The sequence below is a fragment of the Micromonospora sp. WMMD558 genome, assembly GCF_049315255.1.
Taxonomy (GTDB): Bacteria; Actinomycetota; Actinomycetes; order Mycobacteriales; family Micromonosporaceae; genus Micromonospora.
The window spans coordinates 6,020,218-6,032,720 of the sequence record NZ_CP186061.1 but is presented as its reverse complement, the minus strand read 5'-3'; the positions used below and the strand labels follow the sequence as shown (position 1 = coordinate 6,032,720).

The window sequence follows — 12,503 nt, the reverse complement described above, 5'->3', positions numbered from 1 at the left end:
CTGTCGTAGGGCGCCCGCGCACCCGTCTCCGGGGTGCGCGGGCGGTGCGGGTTCCGCGCGGCGGAGACGGTGGTGGCGGGCGGCCCGTGGCAGGGTCGGCCCGGCGACCTCCGTGACGTGCTTGCAATCAAGGGGCGAACCGCGAGGTGGCTGCCCGGTCGGGGTGTCGCCGGCACCGGTGGTGGGCGACGACAAGGAACGCAGCCGATCCCGGATTGATCAAGTCGACCCGGTGCCGGCGGTTAGCGGCGGCGGAGGGTGACCTCGTCGTGGGGCCGGCGGGTGATGGTCACGGTCAGGCCGAAGACGCTGCCGTCGGACAGCTCGAGCCACACCCCGCGGTCGAGGGTCAGCACCCCGGCGTCCCGGTAGGCGCGGGCGGAGGTGATGGTCACCGGGGTGCCGTCGGCGTGGGTGAGCTGCGGCAGGTCGGCATCGTCGCAGAGCTGGTCCAGGTCGCCGCTGGTGAGCAGGTGCGTCACGAGGGCCTGCAGGATCTCCTCGTGGGCGTAGTCGCCGAACTCGTCGGCGCAGGTGTCGAACATGCGGATGCTCCTTGCGCGGGGATCGGTCGCTGTCATGTCGACCGTTCGGGCGGGGTGCCAGCGGATGCCGCGGGCCTTAGTTCTCTGTTCGCGGCTGGGCTGGCCGCTGGCTGGTGGTGTCCGCCGCGGTGGAACTGGCTGGCGGAGGGGTCGGGTGGGGTGATGAGGTGTCGGGGTGAAGGGCTGGAAGGGCCGCCGGCGCAACGGCAAGCAGACCCGGGCGCTGCCGACGTGGGAGCTCGACGAGGGTGTGCCGCTGGTACGGCCGGAGCGTGGTGATGTGCTGGTGTCGGCGTCGATCGGACCTGCCGGTGAGCTGGTAGCGCTGTGGTCGGCGCGCACGGACGAGGCGGCGTTGCGGTCGGTCACCATGCAACCGGGTTGGGCGACCTTCCCTGATCCGACGGCCGCCCGACCCGTGGCTGCTCGCGTGAGCAGGCAGACGGGCCACGAGGCCGATGTCACGCCGCTGGCCGAGTTGACGCTGGCCCATCCGTCGATCCAGCCCCTGCCGGACCGACGGTGCTGGTGGTCGGCGCCAGGTGCCGGTGGCGGGCCGACGGCCCGGACCGCAACGCCGTGGTCTACGACAGCGACGGACGCATCGAGGCCCGGGCGACGCTCGGTGACGGCATCGAACACGTCCTCACCACCACCTCAGGCGAGGTGTGGGCGGGGTACTTCGATGAGGGCGTCTACGGCAACTACGGCTGGGGCGACACCGACACCGCCGCACCAATCGGCAGCAGCGGATTGGTGCGCTTCTCACCCCAGCTGGAGCCGGAGTGGCGATTCCCGTCCCACGTGGACAACGAGTGGGATGCCATCAGCGACTGCTACGCCCTCAACGTCACCGACGACGCGGTGTGGACCTGCTACTACACCGGCTTCCCCATCGTGCAGATCCGCGATGGCGCGGTCACCGGCTGGCGCAACCAGGTCGACGGGGCGAGGGCGGTGGTGGTCAGCGGCACCCGGGTCGGCTTGCTCGGCGGGTACGGACCGCAGCGTGACCGCCTCGTCGTGGGTGACCTGACGGGCCCGGCGATGCGCGTCGTCGGCGAGTACCGGCTCGTGCTGCCTGGCGGGGCTCCGCTGCCGGCTCGGGTCACGGCTGTCGGCCGCGGAGCCGTCTTGCATGTGATCACCGCCGGCTCCTGGTACCGGCTGTCCCTGTGATCACGTCCGGTTGGGGGCGGAGGATCGGGTTCAGGAAGTCGGCTCTGGTGGCGGGTCGGGGATGTGGCCGGTGATGCGGTCGCAGTCGTACGGGTGCACCGCCGTCCAAGTCCAGGAGCGGCCCATCACCACGTACCGACCCTGTGCGTCGGGGGCGATGCGGTCGATCGCGGCTGGGTCGTCGTGCACTCGGGTTTCGTCCGCGACGATGACGTCGCCGTCGAACCACAGCCGAGCCAACGCTTGGTCCACCATGCGGTCCAACCACTCACCCGTGACCCCTGAGGCGGCCAGCTGGCGGCGGTAGCGGTCGCGGGCCGCCTGCTGGTCGGAGACGATCGCCTCCGCCACCTGCCGGGTGCAGGTGAACACGGCCCACCCGTTCCAGGTGTCCACCAGGGTGCCCGCGAACCCGACCGGGATCCGCAGGTCCCCCTCAGCGTTCGTCGTCCACGCCCAGTCCCCCGCGAACACCCCCGGGCCACCCACCCGCAGCCGGTCCGGGTGCATGTGGCTGAGGTCCCGGTCGTCGCCGTGCGGGTGCAGCACGATCCGGGACTGCCGGGCCACCTCGGCTTCGGCGGCCTCGTCGAACCCATCGCACCACGCCCACCGCGCCTCCTCTGACTGGCGGGCGGTCAGCGTCTCCCACGCCGGAGCGTCCGGCGGGGCGTGCTCTGCGTACCGGTCGCGGTCCTCAACGAGGACATACCGGTCGGCGACGGGAAGCCCGTCGAGCACCGCCGAATCACCGTTGTCCACCCCGGCGAGGATCTCCCGCGCCCGCCGGCGAACATTGCCGGGTGCCCGGCCGCCGAGAGCATTCTGCGCCCACCACTCGGCTGCGGACCGTCCCGCCGCCGCCCCGGCCGCGCGCAGCACCTCGAGAACCCGCTCCCAGCCGTCGAAATCGCCGATGTGGATGCGGCGGACGCGGTCGCCGGCGTCGAGGAGCATCGCCAGGCGGGACCCGCTGTCCCACTCCACGTCCAGGACCCCCTGTTCCGGGTCGAAGCGGCGCACGGTGCCCTCGTCACCGGGGCGCAGCAGGGTGTGCGGGTCGCTGGTGTGCTCGAGCGCCACGCGCTCGCCCGGCTGAAAAGTCACCGCCGCCTCCCCTCAGTCGCGTCAGCCGAGCGGGCGCTGAGGATGGTGTGGTAGCGCGCGGCCCAGACACGCAGGAGCCGGCTGACGTAGGTGCCGCCGGAGGCGGTGACACCGATCAGGGTCAAGCAATTCACGAGGAACCTCCATCAACAGTGCGGCCGCCCGGTCGGGCGGCCGGCGCAGCGGACGTGCTTGTTTCGGCCGCCGGCCCAAGGGCGGCGTGATAGATGCGATCGCTCGGCGGGAGCCGCGCTGGTCGTACACGGCCGTGCTGGCGTCGCGTCGATGTAGTCGGCAGCGCACCGTTCAGCGATTCGCGGACACCGCCCGATGGCACCTGCGCCGGATCTCGGACCGTCGGACCGTGTGTCGGTCTTTCCGGCGGCTGAGGGCGGGCTGCCAGGCGGCGCCAGGGCTTTCGGGATCGCGGAATCACTGTTGGCGGCGTGGCCAGAAGGGGGCCGACGTTGTGCTGAGGGATCTGCTCCGGCTGGTCTATCCACGGCGCGTTGCCCGCGTACGTGCCGGGCGCGGCGCCGGACACGCCCGGGCGTGATCCGGTTGGCCGATCGGGCGCTCGGGATCTACTGTCGGATATCTGTGTCTACCGTGGGTAGCCGACCGGTTACGTTGTCCCGATAATCCTCAGGTGCGATCCCCACTCACGCCAGGGCGCTCCGCCCGGTGGCGGACCGGCCTGCTCGGTGGACTCGCGGTCGGTTCGGCCGGGTTCGTTGGTTGGGCCGCGACCGCTGGTCTGGATGTCTCGGTGGCCGTCGCTACGCTCGGCGGGTTGCTTATCTCGGCCGCCTCGCTGGTGGTAGCGATCCTGCAGATGTTCCCCGTCGTGCGCCGGTCGCGGGTGAACGTGACCGCCGCCGCGGCTGCGCTCGGTGATGACATCCGGGACCAGTGGCTGGGGGAAGCCGGCGCCCGGTCGATCCGGGACAAGGCGATCCTGCCGGTCACGTGGACGGTCGCCGCCTCCGAAGTCGCCGACCGGGAGCAGCCCGCGCACCCGTGGGCCGCCGTTGGGCGGGGCCGGTTGGACGGCGATTTCGACACTGCGGCTGCTGAGATAGCGACCGAGTACCGGCGGGTGGGCAACGGCCGGCTGGTGATTCTGGGGCAGCCGGGGGTGGGCAAGACGGTGATCGCGATGCTGCTCACGGTCGGCCTGCTGCCGAACCGGTCCTCCGAGGCGAACCACCCGCCGCCAAGCCGGGGCAACCCGGTGCCCGTACTGCTGTCGGCGTCCTCCTGGGATCCGATCTGTGAGCCCTTCGACGACTGGATCGTCCGCACCGTCGCGCTATCCCACTTCAACGGCGAGACCACGGTGCCCCGGCAACTGCTCGACGAGCGGCTGTTGCTACCGGTGGTGGACGGGTTGGACGAGATCCCCGAATCGGCGCGACGCACCGCCGTGCACCGGATCAACCGCGCCATCGACACCAACCGGCCGATCGTGGTGACCTGCCGGACGGCCGAGTTCGAGGACGTGATCCGCGGCGGCGCACCAGTGCTGCATCGGTCACCGGTGATCCAGGTGATGCCGGTATCGCCGGCCGACGCGGTCGACTACCTGCGGCGTGTGGTCGACGATCCGAACCGCGAGGGCTGGCAGCGGATCTACGACACGGTGCGCCACGCGCCGGACAGCCCGCTCGCGGAGGCGCTGTCCACCCCGCTGATGCTCTCGATACTCGTCGCCGTGTACGGCGACGCACGGGCCCACCCGGAAGAGCTCCTTGACGCGGCAACCTACCACTCCCGGCACACCATTGAAGATCACCTGCTCGACCACGCGATCACCGCGAGGTTTGCCGGACCGGGCGCCGGGCGGTACCGGTGCGACGCGGAGCAGGCCACCCGATGGCTCACCTTCCTCGCGACCTACCTGCACCGGCACCGCGAACGGGATCTCGCCTGGTGGCGGATGAGCGAACGGCTGCTGCCCCAGCTGGCGGTTCCGGCGATCGGGCTGCTGCTGGGGTTGGTGCTGATGGTGGTGGGTGCGCTGGTCGCGCGACCGCTGATCGTCCTGTCGACCGGCAAGGAGGACATCGAGTCCGCGCTGGGCATCGGCGCGTCCACGGGCGGCGCGTTCGCTGTGCTGTTCCTGCTTATCTGGTACGCGGTGCCGACCCGGCTGCCGGGCCGGCTGTCCTGGTCGCCGTCCGGTTCGTGGCGCCGGGTGCGGCGCAGCCTGCTGGTCGGCTTCGCCGTCCTCATCATGCCCGGCGCCGCTGTGCTCGTGGCGGTGCTGGCGACGCTGCCGCTGGTCGACAACTGGACGTACGTGGCGGTCTATACCGCCACCGCCAGCGGCGTGCTGGTCGCGGCCGCCGGCTGCGTGCTCGGGATCGGCCTGGCCGCCGACGCCTGGCTGAGCGCACCGCCCGAGCGGTCCACCCAACCGAGCCCGGCCGGCTTCCTCCGGCACGACCGCCGATCCGCGCTGGTCGGCGCCGCCGCAGCGGCGCTGGCCGTGGCGGCGACCATCCCGCCGCTCGAGCTGGTCTCGACGCTGCTCGGCGATTGGATCGCGCATGCAGTGGCGGCGAACGCCGGCGTCGGTCCCCGCCCCGACGGCGTGAAAGTGTTAGATCCCTCGTCCCAGTTGGACCCGTCCGACTGGGTGAGCCGAGTGTCCGCGGCCGTCGTCCCAGGCGTCGCGGTCGGGCTACTGGTGCTGCTCACCCGGGCGTGGCCGCGGTTCCTGGTGGCCCGGGCGTACCTAGCGGTGCGCGGCCAACTGCCCTGGCGGCTGCCCGCCTTCTTGGCCGAGGCCAGAGCCCGCGGCCTGCTACGCGAGTCCGGCGGGATGTATCAGTTCCACCATGCCCGGTTGCAGGAGCGACTGGCGAGCCGACCGGCGGCCGAGGCGCCCCAGGTATCTCCGGCCTCGGCGCCTGAGCCGCTGCCCTGGTCACACCGCCGGCGCAAGGCGCTACTAGCCGCCAGCACCGCACTGATCATCCTTGTCGCGGCGACCGCCACGATTCTCGACGCGCCGCCACGGGTCACGCCGATCCGGCTGCAGCCGCCAACAATTGTCAATGCCTCCTCGTACTTCCGGGAAGTCGGGCTGAGCCGTGACGGCTCCGTGCTGGCGGTCGCACGGGACGACGTGCTCGACGTCTGGCACCTCGATCTCGAGGCCGGCTACGGCCGGTATGCCGGTGTTCGCCTACCGGAATCGTTCCCGGACGTGGTGCAGGCGGTCGCGGTGTCGAGCAGCGGCGACCGAATCGCGGTCGCCACCGAAACCGGTCTTTCTCCTCGGCGCGGACGGCACCAGCATCAGGCGGTGGAACATTCCGGAGGTAAAGGCGCTCGCATTCGCACCGAGCGATGAGCTGCTGGCAACCTACGAGGACGACGGCCCCATACGGATCCTGCCCACCAAGGAAAACGGACCGGGGACCACGCTGGATGATCATCTGACAGTCTCGGCGGTCCTGGCGTTCCGGCCCGGTGAACCGGCCGGCACGCTCGCCACCATGGTCGGCCGCCAGGTCGGTCACGCCGCGAACCCTGATACGGAATCGGCCGAGTCGCCCACGATCTCCCTGAGGGCCCCGAACCATATCCCGCAGCATTGGAAGAACGAACACACCAGCACGGTCACGGCGATGATCTTCACCGACGATGCGACAACCCTGGTCACTGGCAGCTCGGACAGCACGATCCGGTTCCCCACCGGCATGGGGCTCGCGGCACGCCCACCGCTGACTTCGTCCCGGCTCGACAGTATCGACGCGCTGGCCCTGCCGGACGGCACCACTAACCGGATCGTGGCAGCTGACATCTACTCAGTCGAGCTCTGGACCACGTCCTAGTTGGACCGTGCGCACCCGCACCACGGCGACGATTCGGGCCCGAGACTGGCCCGGACAACCACACCGCCCGTTACAGAGCGCTGTCGATCGTGCTACCGCGGGCTGCTTCCCGTCAGAGTCGCGACGTCGATGCGGAAGGCGTCAGCCGCCGAGCAGGTTGCGCCGTTGCATCGCCTGCCGGTCAGCTTCGGCCTGGTCCTCGACCATGACCGGCGGGAACTCGGCGGGTACGGGCGCTTCGAGCGCGTTCAGTCTCAGGCCGTAGCCGCAGCGGGAGCCGGCCTTGATGACCAGCGGGGCTGTCGGCGCCGCGGGCCAGGCCAGGAAGTGGAACCGCTCACCTGACTCATCGACCACCCGGTCGTAGTGGCGGTCCCGACCGCTGGCGTGCAGCCGCAGCCGGTAATGGCCCGGACCGTGCCCGCTGAGCACTGGCAGTTGCGCTCGAGGATCGAGAGCCTGCTCGAGCTGCTCGACCGTCAGGCGGCCGTGGGGAACGTAGAGGCTGACCTCGGCGACGTCTTCCCAGGAAGCGAGATCGTCCCACTGCTCGGCGGTGTCCAGCCCGGGCCGCTCGTCGACCGCGGCTGCGGTGACGGCGACATACCCGCGGTCGATACCGGCGTGCACCAGCACGGCGGACTCCATCACCCCGGCCAGTCCCGTGCCGTAGTCCATCGTCTCGAACGGGGTGTCCACGTCGCGGTCCGTCACGAAGAACCCGTGGTCCTGGACGTAGACGCGTACCGGTTGCGTCATGCGCACCATCCTGCCCTACCGTTTCGCGGCCAGCGGCCCAACGGGGCGGGGCGCCAGGCCTCCCTGACGCCCCGCACACGCCGGCGGCCGTGGTTTTGGCCTCAGCTGCCGATTCCGACGCGGAACGGGTCGCTGTGCAGGACCCGATAGTCGTAGTAGAAGGCGGCCATGATGCCACCCTGGGCGTTGTTCTCACCGGCCGTGATCATGCATGCGCTCGCCCCGGACGGGCCCGTGACGTTCGTCGGCGCGTTGATGTTGCATCCGGAGAACGTGCGCCGCGTGCCGCCGAACGCCAGTCCCTGAAAGGTCGACGCGAGCGGGTACTCGTCGCAGCTCTTGCCCGAGATGTTCGGCGCGTCCCCGCAGGCCCTGCTGCGGTTGAGGTTGATCGACGCCTGGTCGACGTTGCGGTGCAGCGGGTCAGTGATCGTGGCGCCCGGCAGCCCGGAACCCTGTGCCCTGGACACGTGCGAGGCCAGGCTGGGGTAGCGGCTCTGGCTGTAGAGCACCCTGGCGGGATACCACGCCACGACGCAACCCACCCGAGCCGGCCGAGACCCGTTGGCGCCGACCGCGTTGTCGCACATGATCTCCGCCATTTCCGACGACGCGGTCGCCTGCGGATAGCCGACCGGCTGGAAGCGCAGGTTCCACTTGGTCGTGCAGTCACCGACCGCGCCGACCGCCGTGGCGGTGGTCCTGGCGCCGGCCTCGCCGACGCGGCTGGTGTTGTTCGCCGGCGCCAGCGACTGCACCGGGAACGAGGAGGCGCCGTTGACGACGCAGTCACCGCTGACCGACAGCGTCCCGGTCACCGTGGAGTTGCGGGCGTCGCCCCACCCGGAGTACGGCGACAGGCCGATCTGGTGGATCCAGTTGGGCCGGTCGACCGCGCCGTAGGTGAAGTCGTAGACATCCATCAGCAGCTCACCGGTGATCCGCACCGTGCCGTTCACCGTCTGCTGCGTCGTCAAGATCAAGCCAGTGATCTTGCACGCCTCCGTGCGGGTGCCCGCCACCGGCGTGCCGTCGCTGCTGGCACACCACGATGGGAACGCGACCGGAGCCAGCGCCATCCTGGCCGCCTGGCGGCTCGGCGGCGCGGGTGCGATACACACCGATCGCGTCTCCGACGTCTCCACACAGGTCTGCGCTCCGGCCACCCGTGGCTGCGCGGCGGTGGCTCCGGGACGGGCGATCGGCATGCTGGTGGGCTTGGCGAGGACGTCCGGCGACGTGACGGCGCCAACCGCGCCGACGCCGCCCGGGTCCGCCGCAGCAGCCGACGCCGCAGGTGTCGCGACGACGGATGACCCGGCGACGAGAACGGCGACCGCCAGACCTTTCAGGATTTTGGGCAGGCGCATGCAGTGCTCCCCTCGTGATCGCAGGTAACAGCGATGAGCGCGGCCATCGAAACACGCGCTCGCGCTGCGTATCAACACCTGTCACTGTCCGTTGCAATTGTGTTCATTGGCTTGGCCGGCCGGCAGTCTCGCGACCAGGGCAGAAGCCGTTGCCGCCCTCGGTGTGCCGCACGTCACGGGGCGAGGGGTGGCGACCGCATAGTGGAACGACGGTGAGGGTCGTCGACGCGAAACGAGGGATCAGCTGACGATCCGCCGGACGGCCGCCAGGTGCGGCAACCACGCGGACAGGCGGCTGATCTTGACGACGTCGCCGGTGTGGGGGGCCTGCACGATCAGGCGGTGACCGAGGTAGAGGCCGACGTGCCCGGGTCGGGCGGTGGTGCCGCGGCTGCCAGGGATGAGCAACAGGTCCCCCGGGAGGAGACTGGTGTGGTCGCCGACGGGCTGACCAGCGTGGACCTGATCGCGGGTGGTGCGCGGCAGGGTGATGCCGGCGGCCCGGTAGGCCTGCTGCACCAGTGAGGAGCAGTCGCACTGGCGGGCCGGGATCCCCGAGTGGGGCGCGGTGCAGTCCCCGCCGAAGGTGTAGGGGCTGCCGAGCTGCGCCAGCGCCCAGCCGATCGCCGTCACGACCGGGCCCGGGGTGCCCGGCGGCAGGGCGAACCCGGCCGGCAGGGGAACCTGCTCGCCGCCGAGCTGCCCGTCACCGCCGACGGACAGGCACAGCGGGTTGCTCATCGCCTGCTCCAGCGCGGCGGCGACCGGGCCGGCCGGGGTGCCGCCGGTCAGCACCCGGACCAGGGCGATCGCGTCGTCCTCCCACTTCGCGTACGCGCCCGGGTAGGCGGAGCGCTGCACCGCCTGCGCGGCATCGGTCAACGCCATGGCCTGCCACCCATCGACTGCCAGCAGCGCCTGATAGAACTTCCCGGCCGCATGGCGGGGGTCCCGCAGTTGGACGGGCGTGCCCCAGCCCTGCGACGGGCGTTGCTGGAACAACCCGACCGAGTCGCGATCCCCGCCCGGCAGGTTCCGCAGCGTGGACTCCTGCATGGCGGTGGCCAGGGCGATCACCCACCCGCGCGGCGGGACCTTCAACTCCGTGCCGACGGCGACGATCACGGCGGCGTTGGCCGTTTGGTCGCGGTCCCACCCGCCCGCCCCGCCCGGAGGTGGGGATGCGGTGATGGCAGGAAGCTGGGGCTGCCCGTCCGGACCGGCTGCGGGGTAGCAGGCGGCCGAGGCGGTGCCGCCGCCGGTGAACAGCGCCCCGATGCCGCCCGTGCAGAGCACCAGCACGGCCATCACGCCGGCGGCGACAGCGGCCAAGGCGCGGGCGCTCACCGCGCTGCCCCGGGCACCAAGGCCAGTGCCCAGGACGCGGGGTCAGCGGCGGGGGTGTGGAGGTCGCGGCCGGCGCGGGTGCTGCCGGCGGACGGGCTGACGCACTGGTCGAGCCGGTAGCGGGCCACGGGTTGCCCGTCGTCGCTGTGTACGGCGACCGTGCCGGTGACCGGCTCGATCAGGTAGATCCAGTCCGCGTCGAGGTGCCCGGCCTGGCACAGCGGGAACACGGTGACCGGCTCCGCCGCGCCGGTGCCGGGCAGGGGCACGCCTACGCCGGGGACCGGGTGCTGCTGGGCAAGGCCGGATCCGGTGGTGGTGACGGTAGGGTCGAGGTATTCCCAGTCGCAGGCAAGGATCGCCTCGGCCAGCGCCCGGGTGTCACAGCCGGCGTGGCGGGCCCAGATGTCGGCGAGGGCGGGCACGACCAGACTCGGGTGGCCGTCAACGACGACGAACCGGGCGTGCACCAGGTGTGGGTTCTCCGGGTCGGTGATACCGACAAGGCAGTGGGTGTTCACGAGGTCTCCTTATGGGCGCAGTGGGCTGAGGGGACTGGTGTGCGTGCTGGCCGGACGCCGGGCGGTCACGGCGCGCGGTAGCGCAGCGCCCGGGGCCTTGGGGGCCCGGGCTCAGGTGGCGTGGCCGGGGGTGCGGTGGCTGGAGATGCCGCAGGGACCTGCGGCGGTAGCCGATCCGGCACCCGGGCGAGAAGGGGTGGGCCGCGGCGTCAGCCGGGTCGTCACGGCTGGTTCTGCGGCGGTGTCGGCGGCCAGGGGGCAGGCTTGGCGCGCCAGCCGAAGATCGGGTCGCTGGTTTCTACGGATCCGCAGCGAGTGCACCGGGCGTAGGTGTCAGTGCCGTAGCCGGCCATGGACGGCATCTCGTCGCAGTCCACCTGGTCGACCGCCTCGCACACCCGGCACCGGACGGGCGCCCCGTCCGCCCCGCAGGTGGTGAAAATCGGCTCGTCGTGGTCCGCGCCGTTGCGGGACTCGTGGCCGGTCACGCCGCGCCTCCATCGGCGACGCGGGCGGTGGCCGCGAGGAGGGCGGACAGTCCCGGGTAGGTGGCCGGGGCGCCGTCCGGGTCGGGAGTGTCGTCGACGGCCAGCAGCGGGTGGTCCTCGCCGCGCAGCCGGGTGAGCTGGTAGAGGCGGCCGTCGGTGTCGACCGCGTCGATACGGCGGACCTGCCGCGGCTGCCCGCCGATGGTGAGACTGTCGGTGTAGCAGATGGCCCAGGCCCGCAACTCGGCGTCAGGCGCGGACCACCGAACCACGCCGAGGATCGTGTCGAGAGCGCTCAGGTAGGGCCGTTGGTGGAGGTGAGCGGCGACGCGATCCAGCAGGGCGGGGATCCCGGCCGGGTCGGCGAGCACGTCGCCGCGGCGCAGCGGGAACTCGACACTGCGCATCTCTCGCAGCGGCATCGGCCCGCCGGTCAGGTGGGGTCGGTCGTGGATGAGCAGCAGCGTCACCGGAGTGCCCCAGCCGAGGGCGTCGGCCTCGGCGTCGGCGACCAGGAGGCAACCGGTGAGGGTGTGGACAGCGGTGAAGGACAACACGGGGTTCTCCCTTGTCAGGGGGTGGAAAGGGAAGGACCCCGCAGCCGGTGGCTGCGGGGTCCTTACGGGCATCTGGGGTCGGGTCAGTGGTAGTGGCGGTCGCGGCTGCGCCTACTCGGTGGCGGCGCTAGGGGGTGGTGGCCGTGCACGCCGGTGCGAGCGCGTTTGGCGTGGTACATCGCGGCGTCGGCCTCCGCGAGGAGTTGCCGGGGGCTGGCGTGCGGGTCGTGGGTGTGGGTGTAGCCGACCGACGCGGCCACGGTGACCTCGCCGTTGACCACCCGGATCGGGGCGGCGGTGAGGACCAGCGACGCCGCGTGCGCCGCGGCGGCGACCTCGTCGGGGTCACCGCGCACGAGCAGGGCGAACTCGTCCCCGGACAGCCGCGCGGCGATCTCCACCGGCGTCCGCAGCGAGGTGAGGAGCCGACCGACGCGGTCGAGCAGGTCGTTGCCGGCGTCGTGGCCGAGGGTGTCGTTGACCGTCTTGAATCGGTCGAGGTCGAGCAGCACCACCCCCACAGGCGCGTTGTCGACGAGGGCGGCGCGTAGGCGGTTGAGGAACAGCCGCCGGTTGGGCAGGCCGGTGACGTCGTCGTGGGTGGCCTGGTAGCGGGCCACGCGGAGGGCCTGTTGCTGGTGCCAGAGGAGGGCGCCGGCGAGGGCGAGACCGGCGAGGATCCCGCCGCCGGCGATAGCGATCGTGTGCACGGTGGGAGACACTCGGAACGCTCCTTGCGTTGGAAGGAGCACCGGGGGCGGGCGTGAAGCCGCCAAACTGAACGC

At 71.6% G+C, this 12,503-nt stretch carries 12 protein-coding genes; 3 read left to right on the top strand and 9 right to left on the bottom strand.

Annotated features, from left to right (window positions below; translation table 11 throughout):
- Positions 1-242: 242 nt before the first annotated feature.
- The gene (locus ACN26Y_RS28540; RefSeq protein ID WP_422733873.1) at positions 243-545 is read right to left on the bottom strand and encodes a hypothetical protein; all 303 of its coding nucleotides are present in this window, start codon (positions 543-545) and stop codon (positions 243-245) included.
- 528 nt (positions 546-1,073) lie between these two features.
- Between ACN26Y_RS28540 and ACN26Y_RS28535 the strand changes: the two genes are divergently transcribed.
- Positions 1,074-1,724, top strand: a complete 651-nt coding sequence (locus tag ACN26Y_RS28535; protein ID WP_422733872.1) for a hypothetical protein — start codon at positions 1,074-1,076, stop codon at positions 1,722-1,724.
- Between the two features lie 30 nt (positions 1,725-1,754).
- Here the strand turns inward: ACN26Y_RS28535 and ACN26Y_RS28530 are convergent, their stop codons facing one another.
- The gene (locus tag ACN26Y_RS28530) at positions 1,755-2,831 is read right to left on the bottom strand and encodes a DUF4314 domain-containing protein (protein WP_422733871.1); all 1,077 of its coding nucleotides are present in this window, start codon (positions 2,829-2,831) and stop codon (positions 1,755-1,757) included.
- Positions 2,832-3,600: 769 nt separating this feature from the next.
- Between ACN26Y_RS28530 and ACN26Y_RS28525 the strand changes: the two genes are divergently transcribed.
- On the top strand, positions 3,601-6,192 hold the full coding sequence (locus ACN26Y_RS28525) for an NACHT domain-containing protein (protein WP_422733870.1): 2,592 nt from the start codon (positions 3,601-3,603) through the stop codon (positions 6,190-6,192).
- 145 nt (positions 6,193-6,337) lie between these two features.
- Positions 6,338-6,676 (top strand): WD40 repeat domain-containing protein, encoded by a 339-nt coding sequence (locus ACN26Y_RS28520; RefSeq protein ID WP_422733869.1) that lies wholly within the window; start codon positions 6,338-6,340, stop codon positions 6,674-6,676.
- Positions 6,677-6,817: 141 nt separating this feature from the next.
- Here the strand turns inward: ACN26Y_RS28520 and ACN26Y_RS28515 are convergent, their stop codons facing one another.
- The 7 genes from ACN26Y_RS28515 to ACN26Y_RS28485 all read right to left on the bottom strand — a co-directional run bounded on the left by ACN26Y_RS28515 (position 6,818) and on the right by ACN26Y_RS28485 (position 12,440).
- The gene (locus ACN26Y_RS28515; RefSeq protein ID WP_422733868.1) at positions 6,818-7,435 is read right to left on the bottom strand and encodes a hypothetical protein; all 618 of its coding nucleotides are present in this window, start codon (positions 7,433-7,435) and stop codon (positions 6,818-6,820) included.
- A 101-nt stretch (positions 7,436-7,536) separates the two neighbouring features.
- A complete protein-coding gene (locus ACN26Y_RS28510; RefSeq protein ID WP_422733867.1) occupies positions 7,537-8,805 on the bottom strand; it encodes a NucA/NucB deoxyribonuclease domain-containing protein in 1,269 nt (422 codons plus the stop codon).
- 240 nt (positions 8,806-9,045) lie between these two features.
- On the bottom strand, positions 9,046-10,113 hold the full coding sequence (locus ACN26Y_RS28505; protein WP_422734981.1) for a C40 family peptidase: 1,068 nt from the start codon (positions 10,111-10,113) through the stop codon (positions 9,046-9,048).
- Between the two features lie 35 nt (positions 10,114-10,148).
- A complete protein-coding gene (locus tag ACN26Y_RS28500; RefSeq protein WP_422733866.1) occupies positions 10,149-10,673 on the bottom strand; it encodes a hypothetical protein in 525 nt (174 codons plus the stop codon).
- Positions 10,674-10,894: 221 nt separating this feature from the next.
- The gene (locus ACN26Y_RS28495; RefSeq protein WP_422733865.1) at positions 10,895-11,161 is read right to left on the bottom strand and encodes a hypothetical protein; all 267 of its coding nucleotides are present in this window, start codon (positions 11,159-11,161) and stop codon (positions 10,895-10,897) included.
- Positions 11,158-11,718 carry a hypothetical protein gene (locus ACN26Y_RS28490; protein ID WP_422733864.1) on the bottom strand — a complete coding sequence of 187 codons (561 nt, stop codon included), beginning with the start codon at positions 11,716-11,718 and terminating at the stop codon, positions 11,158-11,160. Before ACN26Y_RS28490 ends, ACN26Y_RS28495 begins: the two co-directional genes overlap by 4 nt.
- Positions 11,719-11,801: 83 nt before the next feature.
- The gene (locus ACN26Y_RS28485) at positions 11,802-12,440 is read right to left on the bottom strand and encodes a diguanylate cyclase domain-containing protein (RefSeq protein WP_422733863.1); all 639 of its coding nucleotides are present in this window, start codon (positions 12,438-12,440) and stop codon (positions 11,802-11,804) included.
- Positions 12,441-12,503: the final 63 nt, after the last annotated feature.

Excerpts from the sequence above, each read along its gene's own strand:
- ACN26Y_RS28540 (WP_422733873.1), bottom strand. The coding sequence starts at position 545 with ATGTTCGACACCTGCGCCGACGAGTTCGGCGACTACGCCCACGAGGAG.
- ACN26Y_RS28520 (WP_422733869.1), top strand. The coding sequence starts at position 6,338 with ATGGTCGGCCGCCAGGTCGGTCACGCCGCGAACCCTGATACGGAATCG.
- ACN26Y_RS28515 (WP_422733868.1), bottom strand. The coding sequence starts at position 7,435 with ATGACGCAACCGGTACGCGTCTACGTCCAGGACCACGGGTTCTTCGTG.
- ACN26Y_RS28510 (WP_422733867.1), bottom strand. The coding sequence starts at position 8,805 with ATGCGCCTGCCCAAAATCCTGAAAGGTCTGGCGGTCGCCGTTCTCGTC.
- ACN26Y_RS28505 (WP_422734981.1), bottom strand. The coding sequence starts at position 10,113 with ATGGCCGTGCTGGTGCTCTGCACGGGCGGCATCGGGGCGCTGTTCACC.